Below are 22578 nucleotides of genomic sequence, written 5' to 3' on the forward strand. Positions count from 1 at the left end.
TCTCCTTGGGTGATCTACCAGGTGACGGGTAGTTCGCGGACCCCGTAGAAGACCGCGTTCTCCTTGAATGTCAGCTGTTCCAGCGGTACGGCCAGGGCCAGTGTGGGGATGCGTCGATACAGGGTGCTGTAGACGACTTGCAGTTCCACTCGGGCGAGTGGCTGGCCCAGACACTGGTGGGCGCCGAAACCGAAGGCGACATGGTGGCGGGCCTTGCGGTGGACATCGAGGGTGTCGGGGTCGGGGAAGGCCGAGGGGTCTCGGTTGGCGATGCTCTTCACCGCGATGATGCCGTCGCCTTTGCGGATGAGCCGGCCGCCGATCTCGAGATCTTCCCGCGCGACGCGGCGGGCTTCGGTGTGGGTGATGGACAGGTAGCGCAGGAGCTCTTCGACGGCGCCTGCCACCCGTGCGGGGTCGCCGCCATCGCGGACCGCGCTCAACTGGTCCGGGTGCGCCAGCAATGCGGTCGTGCCCAGCGCGATCATGGTCGCGGTGGTGTCGTGCCCGGCCACCAGAAGGAGTTGACCGGCCGTGGCGATCTCACGCCGGGTCATCGCGCCGGTCCGGTACTGCTCGACGGCCAGCCTGCTGAACACGTCGTCGCCCGGCTCGGCATTCTTCTCGTCCACCAACTCCTCCAGGTAGACGTTCAGTTCCTCGCTGGCGGACATGGCCTGTTCAGGGTCGGGTTCGTCCATGACGAGCGTGCGGGACACTCGATGGAAGAGGTCGCGGGCGGTATAGGGCGCGCCCAGCAGTTCGCAGATCACCAGCGAGGGAACCGGTAGCGCGAACGCCTCCACCAGGTCGACCGGATTCGGGCCGGCGAGCATCTCATCGATGAGATCATCAACGATCCGCTGGATCCGGGGCCGCAACGCCTCCATCCTTCTGACCGTGAAGTCCGAGGTCAGGAGCCGTCGCTGGGCGATGTGCTCCGGGGCATCCATCTGCATCAGCGTCTTCATGTGTGCGTCGCGTGCCTTGCTCACCGCGTTGGTGTGCGGGAATCCGGGTTGCGACACGTCGACGCTGACCCGCGGATCGGCGAGCAGCGCACGCACATCCGCATGGCGGGTGACCATCCACGGGGTGCTGCCGTCCCACAGTCTCACTCGCGAAACCGGCGCCTCTTCGAGTCGTCGGCTCAACTCCGGCGACGGGTCGAAGGGACAGCCCGTCGCGCGGGCCATCGGGAAGGTCGGCATCTCTGGCAGTGCGTCAGTCATGGAAATCTCCTCGCATCGATACGGGTCATCGGGTGATCTCGGGCACGTGGTGACCAGGCGATCCGAAACCCGGGCTGCTCGAACGGTTCGCCGCGCGTGCGGTGACGGCGCCGATCGCACAGATGATCGCGAAACCGAACAGGACGTACCGTGCCGAGTCGAGCATCGACGGGTCGCCGAGGTTGACCAGGGCTCCGGCCACGGCCGTACCGAACGCGATCGACAGACTCGTCACGGTGGCGATCGCCGCGGCGGCCCTGCGTCCTTCCTCCGGATCCTGGGTGCTGGACATGGCGGCCACGGACAGGTGCGGGTAGGCCAGGCCGATGCCGGAACCCGCGACGAACAACACCGGCACCCAGATGACCACCAGCCAGATCGGCGTGTCCTCGCGCTGCAGCAGCCCCTGGAGGAGGAAGCCGGCCGCCAGGAGCAGCGGGCCGACGATGCGCAAACGGCGTACCGTGCGCTCCCTGGTGGCCGATGAGCTGCCGAGCTGGGTCAGCGACCAGCCGAGCGAGATGGCCGCCCCGAACAGGCCGGCCGCGAGCGGGGGCAGCCCGCCCAACTGCTGGCCGAACAGCGGGACGAACGACTCGACCGCGACGCCGAAGGCCAGGAGCCCGAGCGTCAGGTAGATCCACTTCAGTGGTGAGCCGGCCTGGTAGGTCGTGCGCGGGAGAACCCGCAGCTCGCTACGCCGCTCGTAGGCGACGAAGACAGCCACCAGGAGCAGTGCCACCACGATGCCGCCCACCATCGCCAGGGTGCCGGGCAGCACTCCGGCCAGGCTGACAGCCACGGTGGCCGCCGTGACCAGCAGCAACGACACGGCCGGGACCGGCGCCCGCGCGTCGCTGCGTTCGCCGCGCGGCAGCACCCGGGGCACGACCGCGAAGCACACCGCCGCGATCACCGCCATCGCCACGAACGCCAGGCGCCACGAGCCGAACTGGGCGAACAGGCCGCCGAGCGTCGGGCCGACGAAGTTGCCGACGCCGTACATCGCCGACATCAAGGCGTTGCCGCGGGTCCACAGTCGGCGCGGCAGGGCCGAGCGGATGACGGCGAACCCCAGCCCGGACAGCACCCCCGCCCCGAATCCCTGGACGCCGCGGCCGGCCAGCAGTACCGGCATCGCCGGGCTCACCGCACAGGCCAGCGAGCCCACCAGGAAGACGGCGAAGCCGAGGCGGTAGGCGCCGACGTTCCCCCACCGGGCCAGGAGCCGGCTGACCAGCATCGTCGCGATCACCATGGCGACGAGGTAGATCGTCATATTCCACGCGTAGAAGCCGGCGCCGCCGATGTCGGCCACCGCGGTCGGCAGCAGGCTCGAGGCCAGATAGATATTGACCGCACCGACGAGCACGCCGCCCGCCAGCACGATCGCCGCTCCGAGATGTTCGGGGCCCAGCAGTTCCCGCCAGGCAGGCGGGGCGGGGGTTGAATCGGGAATCACGCGGTCAGCTCCCTCAGTTCGTCGGAGGCTGCGGTGGGCCTTCCGGGTTCGGACTCACTGGCCCCGGCCATGGAGGCGTTCCGCGCATCGATCCGTCCGCGGCGTGGCCGCCGGCCGCGGGTCTCGACGGCAGGCTCCGCGCCGGGCTGCTCGTTGTCACCAGCACTCATGACTTCAAGGCTGTCGTTGAACCCAGCCCGGAGACTTTTCACCGCCTTTCGCGGACGGTTCTGGGCCGGTAGCCGGGAAGTCTCAAGCCCTGGTCGAACCATGCCGCTCTGCTCGCGTGGTCGGGGACCCGATTCACCGATATCAACATCCAGACGCTTGCTACGCACTCAGTTCCGGCCTACATTCGCTACATGACGTAGCGCTACGCCAGGTAGCGAATCGAGGGAGTAGGGAAGACCCGCCTGGTCGCCGGCACCCTGGCCGCACACCTGCCGCCGGTGTCGGACGTCGACACCGGCTCGCTCCTCTCCGACATCCGGGTGTACGTCGACGACCTCGCCCGGTCGTGGTCGGCACCCTGGATGGACAGCCTGGTCGGCCGGCTTGCCGACCTGGCCGAGGACGCCGACGCCGAGGCCGTCTTCCGCACCATGAGCCTGGATCGAGGACGCTCGCTACGGTTGGCCCTGGGCCGGGCCGTCGAACGTGGCGAGATCGCGGAGCTGCCGGACCCCCAGCTGGTCAGCGGTCTGCTCGAAGGACCGCTGATGCACTGCCGGATCATCGGGCGTCGTCCCCCGTCAGCCGGCTTCCTCGACGCCGTGGCGAGCTCGGCATACCGGGTCATCGTGGCCCCGGCGGCAGCGCGATGAGCCGGCTGCACGACCTGTCCGCCGCCGAACAGCTGCGCACCCTGCGCAGCCACGACATCACAGCGCGGGAGCTGACTCCACGCGACCGCCGGCCTCGCCACGTCCTACGGTTCCGCGCCCCTGGCCGGGCACGTGCCCACCGAAGACGCCTGGACAGTCGGGCTGATCCGGCGCGCGGGGGCCGTCGTACTCGGGAAGACGAACGCGCCGGAGTTCGGCGTGGCCTGCTACACCGAGAACGCCGTCACTCCCCTGCCCTCGGTCACCCCCTTCGACACTGATCGCTACTCGAGCGGTTCCAGCGGTGGTGCGGCGACCGCGGTCGCGGCCGGTCTCCTCCCGGTGGCCCACGCGAGCGACGGGGTCGTGCTGATCCACTGGGACGAACGCCGGAGGCACCGCGACGCGAGAGCGATCGAGAGCCGCTCTCCTTGAACGGCTCTCGACCGGCGCCGGTTCATCGCGTCAGGGCGCCCAGGGCGTGGCCAGGTTCCAGGTGCTGTCCGCCGTGAGCATCTGGGGACGGTTCCACGTGCCCCCGGTGCCGTTCGCCGACCACACCTGGCTGTCGTAGTGCCGCAGGTACGAGCCGGGGAAGTTGATCGATTCCAGCGTGATACCGCCGCCCTGCAGGCCGGGCCGGGCGCACCACGTCGCGTCCTGGGCGAACAGCGGGCTCCCGTCGTCCGGGTCCATGCGGACGCGTGAGGCGGCGTGGCGGAGGTATCGTTCCGGGAAGTTGACCGACTCGAAGCTGTAGCAGCCGGAGTCCGCCAGGCCGCGGCGGACGGTCCACGTGGCGTCGTTCTTCAGCAGCCCGGCGCTGCCGGCGTCGACGACCTCCGTGCCGGCCAGGCTGTTGGCGTGCCGCAGGTACCGGTTGGTGAAGCCCCAGGTCTGCACCTGCAGCGACCGGCGAACGTCCACGGGCAGGACGACACCGCTGCGCCACAACGCGGCGCCGCTCACGTCCCAGGTGGCGTCGGCGTCGAAGGTGGCGCCGCCGTCGAACGGGTTGGGGCCGCTGGGCCGGGCCAGGTAGACGTTGTCGGAGTGGTGCCGCAGGAAGGCGCCGGGGAAGTTGGCCGACTCGAACGACGTGCCGCTCCCGGACCGTCCGGGACGGGCGCACCAGGTGGCGTCCGCCGCGAACGGGCCTCCGGCGTCGGCGTCGATACGCACCACCGAGTTGGCATGCCGCAGGTAGCGGCCCGGGAGGTTGACCGACTCGAACGAGTAGCAGCGCGGGTCCGCCAGGCCGGGTACCGTGCGGAACGACGCGTCCTGGCGGGCGAGGTCCGGGCTCGTCGTGCCGATCACGTCCGTACGGGCGACGGAGTTCGCGTGGCGCAGGTACCGGTCGGTCGAGCCGGGGGTCGTCGAGCGGAACGACCGGACGTGGCCGGGCGTCAGGTTCGGTGCCGCGTTCTGGTTCCTGGCCGTGGCCAGCAGATTCTGATGCGCGGCGCGCACCTGGTTCGTGTCGACCTTCTGCACCCGGCGGTCGTAGGTCATGAGGCCGTTGTACTCACCCTCCAGGTCGGTGATCTCGGTGTACACCGATCCGCTCAGGCCCTTCTTGGCGACCAGTTGCTGCAGATCACGCACCATGCCGGTGTAGCGGTCGTTGAGCTGGGCGGCGCTGGCCTGTTGCTCGTAGGCGAAGAAGCCGCCGTGCGGGCTGTATTCGTGACCCGGCGTACGCAGGCCAAGCCCGCCGAACTCGCCCAGGATCGAGATCCGGGTCGCGGACGGCGACGGCGCGTCGGGACCGGGGTACACATGCCAGTCGGCCATGTCGCCGTTGCCCGGGTCGCCCAGGGAGTCGCAGCAGTTGAAGCCGCTGTGCCCGTTGACCAGCCGGGTCGGGTCCTGGCTCTTGATGTTCTGGATGACACGGCGGGTGTCGGTGAGGTTCCACTCGCCCCACCCCTCGTTGAACGGGACGTAGGCCACGACCGCCGGCGAACTGCGGTGCTCGTCCACGATCTCCCGCGCCTCGGTCTCGAACTGCTGGGCGTGGGCAGCCGAGATGTCGCGGCTGAAGGCCTGCATCGACGGCACGTCCTGCCACACGAGCAGGCCGAGCCGGTCGGCGTGGTAGTACCACCGCTGGGGCTCCACCTTGATGTGCTTGCGCACCATGTTGAAGCCGAGCTCCTTGTGCTTCTGCAGGTCGAAGGCGAGCGCGGTGTCGGTGGGCGCGGTGTAGAGGCCGTCGGGCCAGTAGCCCTGGTCGAGGGTGCCGAGGTGGTAGACGAACTCGCCGTTGAGGGTCGGCCGCAGGACTCCGTTGACGACGCGGGTGCCGACCTCGCGCATGCCGAAGTAGTGCGTGGTCTGGTCGACTGTCTGACCGGAGCCGTTGCGCAGCGAGACGCGCAGGTTGTACAGGAACGGGTCGTCCGGGGTCCAGCGGCGGGCGTTCGGCACCGGCACGCTGAAGTCGGTGAACCCGCCGGTCGCGGTGCCGACGACGGTCGTGCCGTTCATCGCTTCGGCCAGGACGGAGTGGCCGCTGACGTTGCCACGGGTGAAGACGCGTACCCGCAGGGTGTTGTCGCTCAGGTTCGGGTACGTGTCCACGCTGTAGATCGAGGACGTGGGCGTCGGTTCCAGCCACACCGTCTGCCAGATCCCGGACACGGGGGTGTAGAAGATGGCCGACGGGCTGCGGGTCTGCTTGCCGATGGCCGGGTGGCTGCCGTTGTGGCCGGAGTCGGTGGGGTCGTAGACCTTGACGATCAGCTCGTTCGTGCCGCCGTTGAGCGCGTCGGTGACGTCGTACTCGAAGCGGTCGTACCCACCGCGGTGGGTGCCCATCAGGCGGCCGTTGACGTACACGGCCGCCTCCCAGTCGACGGCGCCGAAGTGCAGCTGCATGCGGCGGCCGGCCCAGTTCTGGGGCACCGTGAACGTCCGGCGGTAGAAGAGGTAGTAGCGGTTGTCGTTGATGGGGCGCATGACGCCCGACAGCGCCGACTCGACGGGGAACGGCACGTTGACGCGTTCCGGCAGCGTGACGCCGAACTGCGGCGCGTCGTTCGTCGCCGACTGCCGCAGCTGCCATTCGCCGTTGAGGTTCATCCAGTCGGGGCGGGTCATCTGGGGCCGGGGGTACTCGGGGAGGGGAGTTCCGTCGAGTGCCTGGCTCGTCCACGGCGTCGACAGGGGCGGGGTCTTCGCCGGCGCCGCGTGCGCGGGCGGCACGACGAATAACGCCGAGACGAGGATGGCCACGAGCACCGATGCTGCGGCGCGTATCGGACTGAGTGTCTGCATGGACCTCTCCGTTGGGGGGGTGGAAGCGCATGGCCGACGTGGTGGCAATCGCGAGGTGCCGCGAGCGGCACTTTTCGCCACTGAAACTCCAGGCACGGAATCACGGTGGTGCTCGGGCGCCGGACGACGGTGTCGTCGCGGGCACATCGGCGTGATGTCAGCTGACGGTCGACGTCGAGGCGGGAAGTGCCGTCGGCGTTCGGAAAGTTCTTCCTTTGCCGATGTGAGCGTGGTGCCGGGGCCTGGTTCGGTGGAGCGTTGGCAGGGCCGAGACGCCGATCGCGTCAGGTGCCTGCTTCTTTGCCGGTGCGCGCCGTGGCGGTCAGGCCGGCGTGACCAGTGCGGCCGCTCGCATGGAGCGGCTGATGGAAAGGGGCATCTGTTCTCCTGAGGTGAACCAGGACAATCTGAAGGTGATCAAAGAGTGATACGACTACATAACAAGCCGGTAACACTACTGTCGCGCACCGATCACATTCCACACTAGAACGATCGAAAGTGGTCCCATACCGATCTGTATTAGTCAAGTAGGGGTCACATCACATGCGGCTTCGCCGCTCCTATCGAGGTCACGTGCATAGACGTCATGGAGCGCCGTCCCGCCGCCGCTTTTCCATGCGGGTCCGTCGCGACCGAATCTGATCGGCCCTGCCCTGAAGGGCTGCAGCAGTGCGGTACGACGGTCCGCATGCGCTCGGTGCACTCGGCTCGTACGGTGCGCACCCATCGCTCGGCGGCGGTGCCGGCTCGGCAGGGTGCCCGGCGTCATGATCGGCAGGTGCACCGCTCGATCCAGCCGTTCAGGGAGCTCTCGGGCGTCGATCCGGTCCAGGAGCCAGGTGCCGGGGTCGAAGTCGGGCCGCCGCGCGTCGGGGGCGCTCATGTCCACCGCCAGGATGGGACGGGGCCACAGGTGAGACGGCGGGACATCCGGCATCGCCCCATGCACCCGCGATGCGGAACTGGCCGGCAGGAGCTCGCAGTCGCGGACCAGACGGCGATGGAAAATGCCGGACGATCCATCGCCTGGGTGGGGAAACGAACCCCTTGTCCGGACGCATGAAGTGCTCCGCCGCCCAGACATGCTGCCCGGGTGGCACTCGCGGACCCGCCCCGCCTCGGCGCGACGGGACGAACCGGCGACCGGACCGAAGGGAACCGGGCGGCGGAATAACAACGGGCGCCCCGAAAGCTGGGGCGATCCTTTTCCACCGGTCGGCGAGGGAGACCTGCTGACCGCCGCAGGCTTCTTACCCGACCATAAGTGAGCCTTTCGGATGATTTCCGACCTATTAGGCCGATATTTCGGCATAGTAAAACGAAGTTGTTTCGATCGTCAAGCAAAAGCCCCTACCTGTATCGCCGTATCTCTCTTCCGGTGATCATGGAAATGGGGGCGGTCACGTGTCTTGACGGCCGCCGATCCGCGTGACACGTTGACGTCACCTCAGCTGACGGCGGTGGCACGCCGGGACATAGCACATCCATCGACGCGGTCGGCGCACGCGTCCCCCTGACCCACCCCCCTCGGCCCGAGCGTTTGCGCCCCCACTGCGCTTCCGCCTGGCGCCACACCGTCAGGAAGGGACATCTCCTCCATGCCAGTCTCGAAGCCCTCAGGCTTACGCATGCGAGTCGCCGCCGTGCTCACGCTGGTGGCCGCCTCGCTCACCGTGATCGCCGGCCCCGCCCAGGCCCATCCCATCAACGCGGCCGACTTCCAGCAGGTGACCCTCGCCAAGGGGGTCGCCGAGATGGGCGAGCCGATGTCGCTCGCGGTGCTCCCCGACCGGTCGGTGCTGCACACCGCCCGCGACGGCACGCTGCGGCGCACCGACACCGCCGGCAACACCTCCGTCATCGCCACCATTCCCGTGTACACCCACGATGAGGAGGGCCTGCAGGGCGTCGGCGTCGATCCCGGATTCGCCTCGAACCGGCACATCTACCTCTACTACGCCCCTCCGCTGTCCACGCCGGCAGGCGACGCCCCCACCACGGGCACGGACTGGACCGCGTGGAAGGGCGTCAACCGGCTGGCCAGGTTCACGCTCAACGCCGATCACACCGTGAACATGGCCAGCCAGGTGACCGTGCTCGACGTGCCCGCCGACCGGGGCATCTGCTGCCACGTCGGCGGTGACATCGACTTCGACGCGGCGGGCAACCTCTACCTGTCCACCGGGGACGACACCAACCCGTTCGCCTCCGCCGGGTACTCGCCCATCGACGAGCGCACGAACCAGAACCCGGCCTACGACGCGCAGCGCAGCTCGGCCAACACCAACGACCTGCGGGGCAAGATCCTCAGAATCAAGGTGAACGCGAACGGCACCTACGCGATCCCGTCCGGCAACCTCTTCGCGCCCGGAACCGCGGGAACCCGCCCGGAGATCTACGCGATGGGCTTCCGCAACCCGTTCCGCATGAGCGTGGACAAGGCCACGGGCGCCGTGTACGTCGGCGACTACGGTCCGGACGCCGGCTCGTCCAGCGCCACCCGGGGCCCGAGCGGCCAGGTGGAGTTCGACCGGATCACCGCGCCGGGCAACTACGGCTGGCCGTACTGCACGGGGACCAACACTTCGGCGGAGACCTACAACGAGTGGGACTTCGCGACGAACACCAGCGGGGCCAAGTACAACTGCGCGGGCGGGCCGACGAACAACTCCTTCCGCAACACCGGCCTGACGACCCTTCCGTCGGCCAAGCCCGCCTGGATCCGGTACGCGGGTGACGCGGGCAGCCCGCCGGAGTTCGGCGGCGGCTCCGAGTCGCCGATGGCCGGCCCGGTCTACCGCTACGACGCCGCGAACCCATCGGCCACCAAGTTCCCGCAGAGCTTCGAAGGGCACTTCTTCGCCGGCGAGTTCGGCCGCGGCTGGATCAAGCCGATCCACGTCGCCGCCGACGGCTCGCCCGGCGAGATCAACACCTTCCCATGGACAGGCAAACAGGTCATGGACCAGGCCTTCGGCCCGGACGGCTCCCTGTATGTCCTGGACTACGGCACCGGCTACTTCAACGGCGACGTCAACTCGGCCCTCTACAGGTTCGACTACATCGCGGGCGGCAACCGCGCTCCCGTCGCGGTCGCGAGCGCCACGCCGACCTCCGGTCAGGCGCCCCTGACGGTGGCGTTCTCCTCGGCGGGCACGAGCGATCCCGACGGTGACGCGATCACGTACGCGTGGACGTTCGGCGACGGCGGCACCTCGACGGCGGCCAACCCGACGCACACCTACACCGCGAACGGCACCTACACGGCAACCCTGACGGTACGCGACTCCGCGGGGGCCACGGGCAGCGCGAACGCGATGGTGGGCGTGGGCAACACCGCCCCGGCCGTCACCGTGACCAATCCCGCGAACGGGCAGCTGTTCGCCTTCGGCGACGTGGTCCCGTTCCAGATCTCGGCCTCCGACCCGGAGGACGGCGCGGCCGACTGCGCCCGCGCGAAGATGACCTACGTGCTCGGGCACGACAGCCACGGCCATCAGATCACCTCGCAGAACGGCTGCTCGGGGGCGATCCTCGTCCCCGTGGACGGCGAGCACGACGAGGCCGCCAACATCTTCGCGGTCTTCGACGCCGAGTACGCCGACAGTGCCGGCCTCACCACCCACAAGCAGGTCATTCTCCAGCCCAAGCACCGGCAGGCCGAGCACTACAAGACGTCCTCCGGCGTCTCGCTGATCACCAAGTCCGGCGCGGAGGGCGGCGCGACCGTCGGTGACATCCACAACGGCGACTGGATCTCCTTCGACCCTTACAAGATCAGCAATGTGAAGACGTTCTCCGCCCGCGTCTCCTCCGGCGGCCTGGGCGGCACGCTGCAGATCCGGGCGGGTTCCGCGACCGGCACGGTGCTCGGCTCGGCGACGGTGCCGGTGACCGGCGGCTGGGCGAACTTCGTCCAGGTGACCGGCGCGATCTCCAGCCTTCCCGCGGGGACCACCTCCCTCTACCTCACCTTCGCCGGTGGGACCGGCGGAGCGCTGTTCGACGTGGACGCCTTCACCCTCACCACGGGCGGCCCCGTGGTGGGGCTGGCGGGCAAGTGCCTGGACGTGCGCGGCGGCGCGAGCGCCGACGGCACACAGGTGCAGCTCTACACCTGCAACGCGAGCGCGGCCCAGAGCTGGACCCGGGACGGCGGCACCCTGCGAGCCCTGGGCAAGTGCCTGGACGTGGCCGGAGCCGGCACCACCGACGGCACCAAGATCCAGCTCTACACATGCAACGGAAGCGGCGCCCAGACATGGACCCCGCAGACCGACGGAACCATCCTCAACCCCAGCTCCGGCAAGTGCCTGGACGTCAGCGGCGTCAACCCGGCCGACAGCACACCCGTCCACCTGTGGACCTGCCACACCGGCGCCAACCAGAAATGGACCCTCAGCTAGCGACCCCGGCGGGGACGCGTCAGGCGTCCCCGCTCCCCCAAGGGAGCGTGACATGGGCAGAATTCTCCGCACAGCCGTCGTCGCCGCAGTAGTGCTCGGGTGCTCCGTACCCGCGGGCCCGGCAATCGCCGCCGACACCCCCTTCGACGTGCTCGTCTTCTCCAAGACGGCGGGCTTCAGACACGACGCCATCCCGGCGGGCGTCCAGGCGATCCGCGACCTGGGCGCGGCGAACGGCTTCTCGGTCACCGCGACCGAGGACGCCGGGGCCTTCACCGCCTCGAACCTCGCCGGGTTCGAGGCGGTGGTCTTCCTCAACACCACCGGAGACGTGCTCGACAACACCCAGCAGGGTGCCTTCGAGAGCTACATCCGCGCGGGCGGCGGCTTCGCCGGGGTGCACGCCGCCGCCGACACCGAGTACGACTGGCCTTTCTACGGCGAGCTCGTCGGCGCCTACTTCGCCTCCCACCCCGCCATCCAGCAGGCCGCCGTCAAGGTGGAGAACCGGGGGCACGCGGCCACCGCCGCACTGCCGCAGACCTGGACCCGCACCGACGAGTGGTACAACTACCGCACCAACCCGCGCGCCACCGCACGCGTGCTCGCCACCCTCGACGAGTCGTCGTACTCGGGCGGCGGCATGGGAGCCGACCATCCGCACATCTGGTGCAAGACCTACCAGGGCGGGCGCTCGTTCTACACCGGCGGCGGGCACACCGCTGCCTCCTACACCGACCCCGCCTTCCGCGGCCATCTTCTCGGCGGCATCCGGTACGCCGCCGGCCAAGCCAAGGCCGACTGCCGGCCGGAGTCCGGGTACACCTCCCTCTACAACGGCTCCACCTCCGGCTGGTCGCAGGCCGGACCGGGCTCCTTCGGCAACGCCGACGCCACACTGACCTCGACCGGCGGCCTCGGCCTGCTCTGGTACAGCGCGAAGCAGTTCTCGTCGTACTCGCTGAAGTTCGACTGGCGGATGGCGGGCGACGACAACTCCGGCGTCTTCGTCGGCTTCCCGCCGTCAAGCGACCCCTGGTCGGCCGTGGACAACGGCTACGAGATCCAGATCGACGCGACCGACACCCCCGACCGCACCACCGGCTCCGTCTACGGCTTCAAGGGGCCCGACGCCGCCGCCAGGGACGCGGCGCTGAACCCGCCGCCGGAGTGGAACGCCTACGAGGTCCTCGTCGAGGGCGAACGGCTCCAGGTCTTCCTCAACGGAACCAAGATCAACGACTTCACCAACACCGACCCGGCGCGCGGCCTGGCCGGACACATCGGCATCCAGAACCACGGTGACGGCGACGAGGTGTCGTTCCGCAACATCAGGATCAAGGAGCTGGTCGCCACCGGCGCGGTGCAGGCGGAGTCGTACTCTGCGCAGAGCGGGGTGGCGCCGTTCACCAAGGCGGGGGCGCACAACGGGCAGACGCTCGGCCACATCGACCCCGGTGACTGGGCCGCCTACAACGAGATTCCGCTGAACGGCGCGACCACGTTCAGGGCCCGCGTGGTCTCGGGCGGGCCGGGCGGCACGATCCAGATCCGCACGGGATCGCCGACCGGCCCGGTCCTGGGCTCGGTGGCGGTGCCGAACACCGGAAGCTGGACGACCTTCGCGGACGTCTCGACGAGTCTGTCGAACGTCCCGGCCGGCACCGCCAACGTCTATCTGACGTTCACGGGGACCGGCTCCGGGCTGTTCGACGTCGACGACTTCACCTTCGCCAGGTCCTCAGGCTCCGGTCCGGTGGTGGGGCTGGCGGGCAAGTGCCTGGACGTGCGCGGCGGCGCGAGCGCCGACGGCACACAGGTGCAGCTCTACACCTGCAACGCGAGCGCGGCCCAGAGCTGGACCCGGGACGGCGGCACCCTGCGAGCCCTGGGCAAGTGCCTGGACGTGGCCGGAGCCGGCACCACCGACGGCACCAAGATCCAGCTCTACACATGCAACGGAAGCGGCGCCCAGACATGGACCCCGCAGACCGACGGAACCATCCTCAACCCCAGCTCCGGCAAGTGCCTGGACGTCAGCGGCGTCAACCCGGCCGACAGCACACCCGTCCACCTGTGGACCTGCCACACCGGCGCCAACCAGAAATGGACCCTCACCTAGCCCCGTGCTGATCCGCTGGGGGAACGCCGGAGGCGCCGCGGCGCGGGAGTGGTCGAGAGCCGTTCGTCCTGAGCGGCTCTCGACCGCTGCCGGCTCATCGCGTCATGGCGTCCAAGCCGGGGGTCGTGATCAGTCGCCCATCGCCTTGGACAGCAGGGTGCGCAACGAACGCTGATCGTCGGGAGTGAGCCGGGCGAGAGGGGAGCCTGCGGTCATGGCCTCGACGAGGCGGCGCCTGGCTCGGTGGCCGCTGTCGGTCAGGGCGAGGATCTTGACGCGGCGGTTGGTGGGGTCGACGGTCCTGGTGACCAGGCCGCGTTGTTCCAGCCGGTCGGCCAGAAAGGTGACGGTGGAGGGGTCGCAGCGTAGGCCCCGAGCCAATTCGCGCATCGAGGGCGGGGTGCGGGTGCCGCCGAGTTGCCAGATGGCGTTGGCCAGGGCATGGGTCAGGTCGAGCTCGGCGAGGACTTCGGTGATGAGCGCATGGGTGCGCTCGGCCAGGCTCAGGGTGAGATCGATGAGGTCATAGATCGGCGATTCGGCTTCCTCCATGCCTCCAGAATAATAGGAATCTCCAATGGTTGACACATTCAATCATTGTCTCTGATGATTGGAGTGTCCAACCTTCAGGAGTGAGGAGAAGCCATGAAGATCGCCGTGTTCGGCGCGACGGGTGCCACCGGCCGCCTGGTCCTGGCACAGGCCCTGGAAGCGGGGCACGAGGTGAGGGCCATGGTCCGGGACAGCAGCCGCCTGCCGATCTCGCACGAGCACCTGCACGTCGTCGTCGGCGAGCTGGCCGACCAGGATGCCGTCGACGCCACGGTAGAGGGCTGCAACGTGGTGATCAGCACGCTGGCGGGCTCGGCCGGGACACCGGCATGCACCGACGGGGTCCGTGCGATCCTGGCCGCCATGCGTACGAAGGCCACCTCACGGCTGCTCGTGGTGAGCGCTCATGGGGCGGCCGAAAGCCGCGACTGCTCGCCGTACGTCATCACGCTGCGAACCCTGCTGGGCGGCAGGATGCGCGACAAAGACGCGATGGAGACACTGATCCGCCAAGCGGGCGACATCCGCTGGACGATCGCACGCCCGCCCGCGCTCACCGACGGCCCGCGCACCGGCCGGTATCGCATCGGCACCGAGCTGAAGATCACGCTGACCTCGCGGCTCTCCCGTGCCGACCTGGCCGACTTCCTGGTGCGGGCCGCCGCCGAGGACACCCATGTCGGCCAGGCCCTCAAGGTCGCGGCATGACCGGCCCGTCCCTCGACTCCATGGCGGGCAGGGTCTGCCTGGTCACCGGCGCCGGAGGCGGGATGGGGCAGGTGATCGTCACCGAGCTGGCCCGCCGCGGCGCCACCGTCGTTCTCGTCTGCCGCCGCATGCAGGCGGCCCGCCTGCTGCGCGACCAGGTCACCGCGGCCACCGGCAACACCGATGTGCACGCCATGGCAGCCGACCTGTCCGACCAGCGAGCCATCCGCGAGCTGGCTGCGGCCTTCAGCGAACGCCACGCCCACCTGCATGTGCTCATCAACAACGCCGGAGCGCACTTCCACGACCGCCGGCTCAGCGTCGACGGCATCGAGCTGCACCTGGCGGTCAACCACTTGTCGTGGTTCATGCTGACGAACCTGCTCCTGGACCGGCTGATCGCCGGTGCCCCCGCGCGCGTGGTGAATGTGGCCTCCGACGCCATCTCCGACACCAGGGCCTACCGGATCGGGCCGCGCCGCATGGCCACCATCGATCTGGACGACCTGCAGTCCGAGCGCGCCTACCGGCCCATGCACGCCTACGGCAGTGCCAAGCTCGCCATGGTCATGTGCGGATACGCCCTGGCCAGGCGGCTGAGCGGCACCGGAGTCACCGTCAACGCCCTGCACCCGGGCATCGTGGCCACCGGCATCATCGCCGACAGCGTGCCCCGCGCGCTCAGACCGATCGCCGCACTGGCCCGGCCGTTCCTGCTCACCCCCGCCCAGGGCGCGCGCACCGCCGTACACCTGGCGACCTCGCCCGAGGTCGCGCACGTGAGCGGCGCGTTCTTCGCTGACCTGCGCCCACGCCGCACGCCCGAGCCGTCCTACGACACCGCCGTGCAAGAGCGACTCTGGCAGGCCAGCGCGGTCCTGACCGGCCTTGCCGACCAGGACCGCGCCGACACGACCCCATGACGCATCCGCGCGAGGTCACGAGGGCGAACTCCGATATCACGGAATCTGTCGTACCCGATCGAGCTGCCGAAGGGCCGGGCGGGCATGCAGCCGTCGCCGGCCGTCGCCTATTCCTCCGCCACGGATCCGCGATCGGGTCCGGGACACTACGCAGCGGGGCCGCTTGATCCAGGCTTCTCCAGACTCGCGCCCGCTTCGGGCAAGTCTGATGCGGCAGGTCGGGGGCCCGTTCTGACCCCGGCGAACGGTCGGGACTCATCCGGTGAAACGGATCGTGGCCCCTTGGCTGGTGATGGCCAGTACGCGGAAAGAGAGGGTGTTCTTGCCGTTTCTGCGCATGTCCCCTCGAGCGCCTTCGCCCAGGGAGGAGGTCATGCCAGGTGCCCGCACCACGACCATGTCCGTGTTGAACATGCCGCCGACGTACTCCTTCGACACGTACACCCTCGAAAAGCCGTAGCGCTTCTTGGAGATGCGAAAGCTGACGGGGTCGGAGAAGGTGAACTTACACTTCCCGTCGTAGCAGCCGCGGTAGGCGGACTGGGCTGTGGCGGTTGCCGGGGCAGCGGCCGCCACAGGCGTCACGACCACGGCGCACGCAAGGGTCAGGGCGGTGATGGTCATCCTAGGCATGGTCTTCCCCTTCGAGAGATGTGCGGCCTTTCTATCGACATCGCGCCGGGAGGGGTCCCGAAGCCTCGGCACGATACTGGGTGGCCGACGTGTCGAGCGAGCAAGGGAGACGCGATGCCGGGCAGATCGATCAAGCAGGTGACATTGATCGGCGCAGTGGCCTTCACCGGATTCATCACCGGCTGCGACTCCCCTGTCACGGGCGACACCACTCCCGAGGGCCAAGAACGGCACAAAGCTCCGGGCCTGCCGGGATGCGCATTGTGAGGTGCTCGTTTCGGACGGCCAGACCATCAAGCTGAACGACAAGTGGGGCCTGTGGCCGGTCGAGGTCACCGTCGAAGACGACTCGGTCACCTTCAGCACCGGCACGGCGTCCGGCATGCAGGTGACCATGTCCGAGCAGACGCCGGACCAAGGAGGCCCCAGCACGGTCGACGACCTCGACTTCGAGGTCCCGGCGGTCCAGGGGAAGAAGGCCGTCATCAGGATCACGCACTAGAAAGACGGTCCGGGCATCACGAAGGGGCGGGGTTGATCGTGAAGTAAGGGGCGACCTCGAGCTTGTCCGCCGCCTCCAGCAGCCTGTGCACCAGCTTGCCGTCGAAGGCCACGACGCGAACCTCGTCATCGGCGCCGTTGTCGTACTCCCAGCAGTACAGGTGCGATTCGTCGTACCAGCCGAGCACCTTGTCGCAGTCGGAGGAGAAGGTGTCCAGCCGCTTGCCGGTGCCCGCGTCCCAGAGGCAGTGATCGCTGTCGTCCTTGCCGGGGCAGTCGGTCACGAACATCTTGCCTGAGGGTGAGAAGACGTCTACGGTGCCGGACGCCAGCGGTCCGACATCGGGTATGTCTCGCGTACGGTCGCCGGAAGTGTCGAAGAAGCGCAGCACCTCGTCCTTCCCAGAGACAGCGATCACTCCTTCTTCATTGCCGTCCCAGCCGAAGTCGCCGTCCCGGATCGAGTCGTCGGCCACCTCGACCACCCGGACCTGGCCGAGGGCCACATCCAGGACGGCGAAGCCCAAGGTGGTCCAGACGTCCTTGCCCTGCTTGTCCTCGGTCTTCTTGTTGAGGTTGAGGAGGATCTTCGAGCTGTCCTTCGACCAGGCGCGGATGCTGGTGTCCATCGGTTCGCGTACGGTCTTGACCCGGAAACTCGAGCCGGCCTGCCGGTCGGTGATGAGGATCGAGTCGTAGTCGTCGGAGGTGTAGTCCTCCGGCCGGCCTGCGAGATAGCGGCCGTTGGGAGAGACCAGCGAATCCACGTTATCCGGATACTTGTGGAATGCGCCCCGTAACGACTGCCTGGCATAGTCGACGTCGTCGTCAAGCTTGTCGTCGTGGACCTCGTACGCGGTCAGCGTGATCGGGTCGGACGGGCGCTCGTAGAGGGTGATCGCACCACCGGGAAGCGGGATCTTGACGGGGGTGATCCGCGGGGCCGCGGTCGCCTCCCGCGACGGCGTGGCCGCCGGCTTGGCGGCGGCCTGCGTGGGCGGTCGCAGCCAGCCGGGCACGGCCATCGCGGCCACCACGACCGCCACGGTGATCGTCGTCCCGGCGAGGACGAGCAACGACGTGCGTGACGGCCTTGCGCGGCCGACATGCGGAGCGCTGTCCGGCGTGGCCTGCCTGGCTCCCTCCACGAGGGGATCCGTGCCTGACTCCGGGTTCCGCAGCAGCCGCGTGATGACCTCGATGGCTGTCGGCCGGTTCTTCGGTTCCTTGTCCAGGCACTGCTGCACCAGGTCGCTCAGCCGTCCGTCGAGCAGGCCCAGATCGGGTGGATCATTGAGCACCCGGTGCATCACGGCGGGTGTCCCGTCGGTGCCGAACGGCGCCCGTCCGCAGGATGCGAAGACCATGGTGCCGGCCCAGGAGAACATGTCGGCCCCGGGGCCCAGGCCGTGGCCCATGATCTGCTCGGGAGACATGTACGCCGGCGTCCCGATCTGCGTGCTGCTGGTCATGGTGGCCGGGCCGAGCGTGCGGGCGATGCCGAAGTCGATCACGCGCGGACCGCCGGCGCCCATGATGACGTTGCCGGGCTTGAAATCCCGGTGCACCACGTCGGCCTCGTGGATGGCGGCAAGCGCGGTGACGGTGCCGATGGCCAGCCGCTCCAGGTCCCCGCCCGCGAGGGGGCCGTCCTCCCTGACGACCCGCTGCAACGAGCGGCCCTCGACGTACTCGCTGACGATGTACGGCCGACCCTGCTCGACGCCCGTGCTCAGTACGGCCGCGGTGCAGAACGGCGCCACCCGCCGGGCGACCTCCGCCTCCCGCAGGAAGCGCTCGACGCTCTCATCGTCCTCGGACGGATGCAGCCACTTGACGGCCACGCGCACGTCCATGGGGGTCCTGGCAAGGTAGACGACGCCCTGGCCCCCTTGGCCCAACCGGCCGAGGAGTGCCAAGCCACCCATCTGCTCAGGGTCACCGGGCCGGAGCGGTGCGAAGTCAGCCATGCGTCATTGTGATGCCATGCAGGAGATCTTCCACAAGCCTACTGGGGAGTAACTGGTGCATAACTTCTCTTGTCAGGGGCTGCCGGCCGTCTGACGTGCGGAGGAGTGCTCAGCCCTCTTTCCAGGACCGCGTCCACGGTTGACTCTCCCGAGGCGGGTGGAGAAGATCGCGGCATGGCGGTGACGAGGCGCAGAAGTGCGAGCAAGGTGGACTTCTTGCCGAAGGACTCCGGCGACCTCTCCGACGGGCTCCCCCCGGCCGTTCCGGGCACACTGTACGTCCAGGGAACCAACGGCGGGATACGCGTCGCGCCCGACGCCGGGTTCGATGTGGTGTTCGGGCGTTGCGAGCCGGACGTCCACGTCTGCGTCGCCCCCGACGACCCCTACGTCAGCCGGCAGCAAGGATCTATCACCCGCCAGGACGGGCGGTGGGTGCTGCACAACCTCGGCAACCTGCCCATCCGCCTTCCAGGAGGGCAGCTGGTGCTCACCCGGCACCACGTGGCGTTGCCCGTGGCGTACACACCGCTGTTCATCGTCGCCCCCGAACAAGAACACCTGCTCGAAGTACGGATCGTCATGAGGCCACCGGCTCCGGTCGTGCAGAGCCGGCAAGAGGCTGACACCCGCGAACCGGCGGGATACCCCCTGAGCCCCACCGAACGGCTGGTCCTGGTCTGCCTGGGCCAGCGCTACCTCCGGCCCGAGCCCTGGCCGCAGCCGCTGAGCTGGGACCAGGTCTTCCGCGAGCTCCGCCGCATCCGTCCGGAAGAACGGTGGACCGCCAAACGGGCGGCCCACATCGTCACCGGGACACGCCTGCGGCTCAGCTCCCACGTGCCCGGACTTCTGGAGGAGGAGATCCCACCGCCGCTGGGCAACATGCTCAACCACAACCTGATCACCGCGCTGCTGGCCACCGCCACCATCAGCCCATCCGATCTCCGGCTCCTCGACGAACCCGGCCCGCCACCGTGACGATGCCCCGGTAGGCGTCGACGGTGACCCGGTCGCCGGTGTGGATGATCTCCACGGGGTCCTTGTCGAGCTGGGAGACGGACGGAACCCGGGTGACGACCGCGCCCAGCGCCGATTTGGTGGAGAGCGTGGTGAACACCATCGCGAGCGGAGCGGTGCCGAGCAGGCGGGTGCTCTGGAAGAAGGCGGACCATCCCGAGGAGCCCTTGGCGCCCGGGAAGACCAGCACCTTCCCGGTGAAGCAGACTCCGTACAGTTCGTGGCGGCGCTCGATGATGGTGCCGGTGGCGGGGTCGATGCCGCCCCAGCCTGAGATGGTCTCGTGCGAGACCAGGGCCTCTCCCTCGACATGGCCGGGCACGATGCCGCGCCCTCGGAGCTCGATGATCACTGCAGTTCCCCTCGCCAGGTTCCGGTGACGGCCGCGTCGACACAGTCCTCCAGAGTGCCGAACCAGGCCTCGATGCCAAGGATCGCGGGCAGGTAGTGCGCCTGCTTGGCCGAGTCGGTGGCGAACACTCGGGTGCCCTCGGGCGCGGACTTGGACATGGCCGGGCACGAGTCGGTCAGCAGCCGGCCGCCCGCCTTGTGGATGATCTCGGTATATCCGTTGCGGTCCGCGACGCTGCGCAGCGCACGCGGGGTCATCATCCACAGCTCGGTGCCCGGGTTGAGCTTCTTGCCGTCGAGTGCGCGAGCCGCCCTGGCGATCTGGTCGAGCGAGGCGTGCGGGCAGCCGAGCAGGATGAAGTCGACGTCGGTGGACTGGCCCTGGTCGTTCAGCCTCTGGTAGACCGCACGACGCTCGCGCTCGCCGTACACGATCTTCTCCGGTATCGCCCGCCCGCCGAACGCGGCCTCCAGTGTCGCCGCCTCGGGCGTGATGCCGGGAATGTGATAGATCTCCACGCCGCCCGACGAGGCCGTGGCCGCGCCGAAGTGCTTGAGGTCGGCCAGGTCGGGCTGCCGGAGGTGGCCGGTGACGACCGGCCGGTTCTCCTGCACGATGTCACCGACGAAGTAGCCGAACATGCCCCAGTCGAGGAATCCGTCGACGGGTACGGCGGACTCGATCAGGTGGGTGCCGTGGCGGTTCTCCGGCAGGTGGTTGCCCCAGCAGGGGATCTTTCCCGTCAGGCTCGCCGCCCCCGTCGAGGCCGTGCCTTCGCAGTTGGTGCGGGCACCGAGCACGGAGTTGCAGTACACCACCGCCGACGACTCCATCCAGGCGCAGTGCTCGCCGCGCACCGGGAGGTTGCCCACCTGGTACGGCGTGCAGGTGGCGAGGATGTTGACCCCGTGCGCCCCGTAGAACGACTCGGCGTCCCCCTGGAGCTCGATCATGCTCGGCGGGTACGGCGCCACTCCCAGCGCGTCCTCGCCGAACCCCTGCTGCAGTTGGCAGGTGGGCACTCGCATCTGCGGGATCTCGACGTCGTCGTCGCTGTCGAGGTTGAGCACCGAGAACGCCTTGTTCCAGCCGCCCTCGCGGACCAGCTTGGCCTTCACCGGCGACGGCTGCGTCATGGTCCCGGCGACGTTGCGGATGTCGCAGAGACGTTCGGCGCCGAGCGCCTCGCCGTACCGGACCAACAGGTCCATCGCGGCGGCGACCGCCGGCCCTTCGGCGCCGTCCAGCATCGCCTTCTCATCGTCCGCCAGTCTCACGGTGCGCTCCTAACCGTCGAGGTTGTCGTGCAGTCGTCCGCGCAGCTCGGCCCGGTCGATCTCCTGGACGCTGCCGTCACGGGCGAGGTCGAGCACGTGCGCCGCGGCGTGTCCCGTCGCCGCGCAGGGGCCCATCACCCGGACGCTCGACAGGGCGGCGGCGTCGCCGTCCACACAGCGGCCCACGGCGACGAGGTTGTGCGCGCCCAGGGGGATCAGGCTGCGCAACGGGACGTAATGGACGTGATCGGAGTCGAACACCTCCCACACGTATCCTTCGACCCGGTCGTGCAACTCGATGGGCCAGGCCGTACGGGCGACCGCGTCCTCGAAGCGGAAGCCGGTGCGGACCTCGTCCGCCGAGAGCTGGTGGAGGGCGGCGATCCACCGGGTCTGCCGACGGCCGGGGAAGCCGTAGGTGCGCACCTTCGCCGCGCCGAACGCCTTCGGGAACTCCTTGCGCAAGAACTCCACGACGCGGTCGGCCTGGGCCCGTCCCTCGATCTGCGCACTGGACGCCCGGACAGCCTCCAGCGGCGCCTCGACGTGCGTCATGTTCATCACCGCCGTGTTCCGGCCGGGGAAGAAGAACGCCAGGCCGTCCCGCCGGACCAGGCCGTACTCCGCCGCCTTCTCCTCGACCCGGGCGACCAGTTCGGCGGGGTCGGGCTTGAACTCCTCGCGCAGGTTCTCCAGCCGGATCTGCTGCGAACCCCAGACGGTACGCTCGGGGACCCGGCAGGCCAGGCCGGCCTCCCAGGTGAGCGAGGCGTCGCCGCTGGCGTCGACGAAGCCGCCCGCCCGTACGCGAACCAGGCCGTGCCGGGTGGCGAAGGTGGTGGCATCGATCCGGCCGTCACTCGCGTCGACGTTGAGCACCGACGCGCCGAGGACGACCTGGATGCCCAGCGAGTGCACCAGATTCTCGACCCACCGGCCGAGCACCACCTCGTCGTACGCCACGGTGATCGTGTGGCCCTTGTTGAAGTGGATGTCGTCGGTCCTGGCCAGGTCCGCGAACATGGGGTCGAAGATCCCGTGGGTGAGCCGGCGGTACTCCGGTCCGTTGCCGTACACGCCGCAGAACAGCCCGATGAGCGAGTTCACGCACTGGCCGCCGAGAACCGGCAGGGCGTCGGCGAGTACGACGGATCGGCCGAGCCGCCGCGCCTCCACGGCGGCGGACAGGCCTGAGATGCCGGCCCCGACGACGCAGATGTCGGCGGTCAGCTCCTCGGCCGGATCACCGCCCGGCTTGGTGACAGTGTTGATCTTAAGCTCGGTGAGCTCGTGCGGCATTCCTTCTCCTGAAGG

Annotated in this window: 17 protein-coding genes and 1 pseudogene; 9 read left to right on the top strand and 9 right to left on the bottom strand. The window is 68.9% G+C overall.

Annotated features, from left to right (window positions below; all coding sequences use genetic code 11):
- Positions 1 to 14: 14 nt before the first annotated feature.
- Entirely contained in the window at positions 15 to 1232 is a 1218-nt protein-coding gene (locus tag ACTMTF_RS07365; protein WP_441109869.1) for a cytochrome P450, read from the bottom strand.
- A 25-nt stretch (positions 1233 to 1257) separates the two neighbouring features.
- Complete coding sequence (locus ACTMTF_RS07370) at positions 1258 to 2694, bottom strand: MFS transporter (RefSeq protein ID WP_441109870.1); 1437 nt, start codon at positions 2692 to 2694, stop codon at positions 1258 to 1260.
- Positions 2695 to 3143: 449 nt separating this feature from the next.
- Between ACTMTF_RS07370 and ACTMTF_RS07375 the strand changes: the two genes are divergently transcribed.
- Both ACTMTF_RS07375 and ACTMTF_RS07380 read left to right on the top strand, forming a co-directional pair.
- Positions 3144 to 3518 carry a TetR-like C-terminal domain-containing protein gene (locus tag ACTMTF_RS07375; protein WP_441109871.1) on the top strand — a complete coding sequence of 125 codons (375 nt, stop codon included), beginning with the start codon at positions 3144 to 3146 and terminating at the stop codon, positions 3516 to 3518.
- A gap of 93 nt (positions 3519 to 3611) precedes the next feature.
- A pseudogene (locus ACTMTF_RS07380) lies at positions 3612 to 3953 on the top strand (amidase family protein); the annotation flags it as partial.
- Between the two features lie 30 nt (positions 3954 to 3983).
- On the opposite strand, the gene ACTMTF_RS07385 reads toward ACTMTF_RS07380, so the two are convergent.
- Complete coding sequence (locus ACTMTF_RS07385) at positions 3984 to 6800, bottom strand: AbfB domain-containing protein (RefSeq protein WP_441109872.1); 2817 nt, start codon at positions 6798 to 6800, stop codon at positions 3984 to 3986.
- Positions 6801 to 8428: 1628 nt separating this feature from the next.
- On the opposite strand from ACTMTF_RS07385, the gene ACTMTF_RS07390 reads away from it, so the two are divergent.
- Positions 8429 to 11206 (top strand): PQQ-dependent sugar dehydrogenase, encoded by a 2778-nt coding sequence (locus tag ACTMTF_RS07390; RefSeq protein ID WP_441109873.1) that lies wholly within the window; start codon positions 8429 to 8431, stop codon positions 11204 to 11206.
- Between the two features lie 52 nt (positions 11207 to 11258).
- Entirely contained in the window at positions 11259 to 13328 is a 2070-nt protein-coding gene (locus ACTMTF_RS07395) for a ThuA domain-containing protein (RefSeq protein ID WP_441109874.1), read from the top strand.
- A gap of 129 nt (positions 13329 to 13457) precedes the next feature.
- Here ACTMTF_RS07395 and ACTMTF_RS07400 read toward each other — a convergent pair whose 3' ends face one another.
- Positions 13458 to 13880 (bottom strand): MarR family winged helix-turn-helix transcriptional regulator, encoded by a 423-nt coding sequence (locus ACTMTF_RS07400; protein WP_441109875.1) that lies wholly within the window; start codon positions 13878 to 13880, stop codon positions 13458 to 13460.
- A 93-nt stretch (positions 13881 to 13973) separates the two neighbouring features.
- On the opposite strand from ACTMTF_RS07400, the gene ACTMTF_RS07405 reads away from it, so the two are divergent.
- Both ACTMTF_RS07405 and ACTMTF_RS07410 read left to right on the top strand, forming a co-directional pair.
- Positions 13974 to 14588, top strand: a complete 615-nt coding sequence (locus ACTMTF_RS07405) for an NAD(P)-dependent oxidoreductase (protein ID WP_441109876.1) — start codon at positions 13974 to 13976, stop codon at positions 14586 to 14588.
- Positions 14585 to 15511, top strand: a complete 927-nt coding sequence (locus ACTMTF_RS07410; RefSeq protein WP_441109877.1) for an SDR family oxidoreductase — start codon at positions 14585 to 14587, stop codon at positions 15509 to 15511. The genes ACTMTF_RS07405 and ACTMTF_RS07410 overlap by 4 nt, the downstream gene beginning before the upstream one ends.
- Before the next feature lie 255 nt (positions 15512 to 15766).
- Here ACTMTF_RS07410 and ACTMTF_RS07415 read toward each other — a convergent pair whose 3' ends face one another.
- The gene (locus ACTMTF_RS07415) at positions 15767 to 16135 is read right to left on the bottom strand and encodes a hypothetical protein (protein WP_441109878.1); all 369 of its coding nucleotides are present in this window, start codon (positions 16133 to 16135) and stop codon (positions 15767 to 15769) included.
- Between the two features lie 123 nt (positions 16136 to 16258).
- On the opposite strand from ACTMTF_RS07415, the gene ACTMTF_RS07420 reads away from it, so the two are divergent.
- Together ACTMTF_RS07420 and ACTMTF_RS07425 are read left to right on the top strand one after the other, a co-directional pair.
- On the top strand, positions 16259 to 16411 hold the full coding sequence (locus tag ACTMTF_RS07420) for a hypothetical protein (RefSeq protein ID WP_441109879.1): 153 nt from the start codon (positions 16259 to 16261) through the stop codon (positions 16409 to 16411).
- Position 16412: 1 nt separating this feature from the next.
- A complete protein-coding gene (locus ACTMTF_RS07425) occupies positions 16413 to 16646 on the top strand; it encodes a hypothetical protein (RefSeq protein ID WP_441109880.1) in 234 nt (77 codons plus the stop codon).
- Between the two features lie 16 nt (positions 16647 to 16662).
- Here ACTMTF_RS07425 and ACTMTF_RS07430 read toward each other — a convergent pair whose 3' ends face one another.
- Entirely contained in the window at positions 16663 to 18615 is a 1953-nt protein-coding gene (locus tag ACTMTF_RS07430) for a protein kinase domain-containing protein (protein WP_441109881.1), read from the bottom strand.
- Between the two features lie 216 nt (positions 18616 to 18831).
- On the opposite strand from ACTMTF_RS07430, the gene ACTMTF_RS07435 reads away from it, so the two are divergent.
- On the top strand, positions 18832 to 19596 hold the full coding sequence (locus tag ACTMTF_RS07435) for a hypothetical protein (RefSeq protein ID WP_441109882.1): 765 nt from the start codon (positions 18832 to 18834) through the stop codon (positions 19594 to 19596).
- Here the strand turns inward: ACTMTF_RS07435 and ACTMTF_RS07440 are convergent.
- Genes ACTMTF_RS07440 through ACTMTF_RS07450 form a run of 3 tightly spaced genes read right to left on the bottom strand, consistent with a single transcriptional unit; the run spans position 19547 to position 22563 of the window.
- On the bottom strand, positions 19547 to 19987 hold the full coding sequence (locus ACTMTF_RS07440; protein ID WP_441109883.1) for an aconitase X swivel domain-containing protein: 441 nt from the start codon (positions 19985 to 19987) through the stop codon (positions 19547 to 19549). The genes ACTMTF_RS07435 and ACTMTF_RS07440 overlap by 50 nt on opposite strands.
- Complete coding sequence (locus ACTMTF_RS07445) at positions 19984 to 21264, bottom strand: aconitase X (RefSeq protein ID WP_441109884.1); 1281 nt, start codon at positions 21262 to 21264, stop codon at positions 19984 to 19986. Before ACTMTF_RS07445 ends, ACTMTF_RS07440 begins: the two co-directional genes overlap by 4 nt.
- Before the next feature lie 9 nt (positions 21265 to 21273).
- Positions 21274 to 22563: an FAD-dependent oxidoreductase gene (locus ACTMTF_RS07450; protein WP_441109885.1), complete on the bottom strand. Its 1290-nt coding sequence runs from the start codon at positions 22561 to 22563 to the stop codon at positions 21274 to 21276.
- Between the last annotated feature and the right edge of the window lie 15 nt (positions 22564 to 22578).

This window comes from Nonomuraea sp. ZG12, assembly GCF_052068115.1.
In the GTDB taxonomy this organism is placed as follows: Bacteria; Actinomycetota; Actinomycetes; order Streptosporangiales; family Streptosporangiaceae; genus Nonomuraea.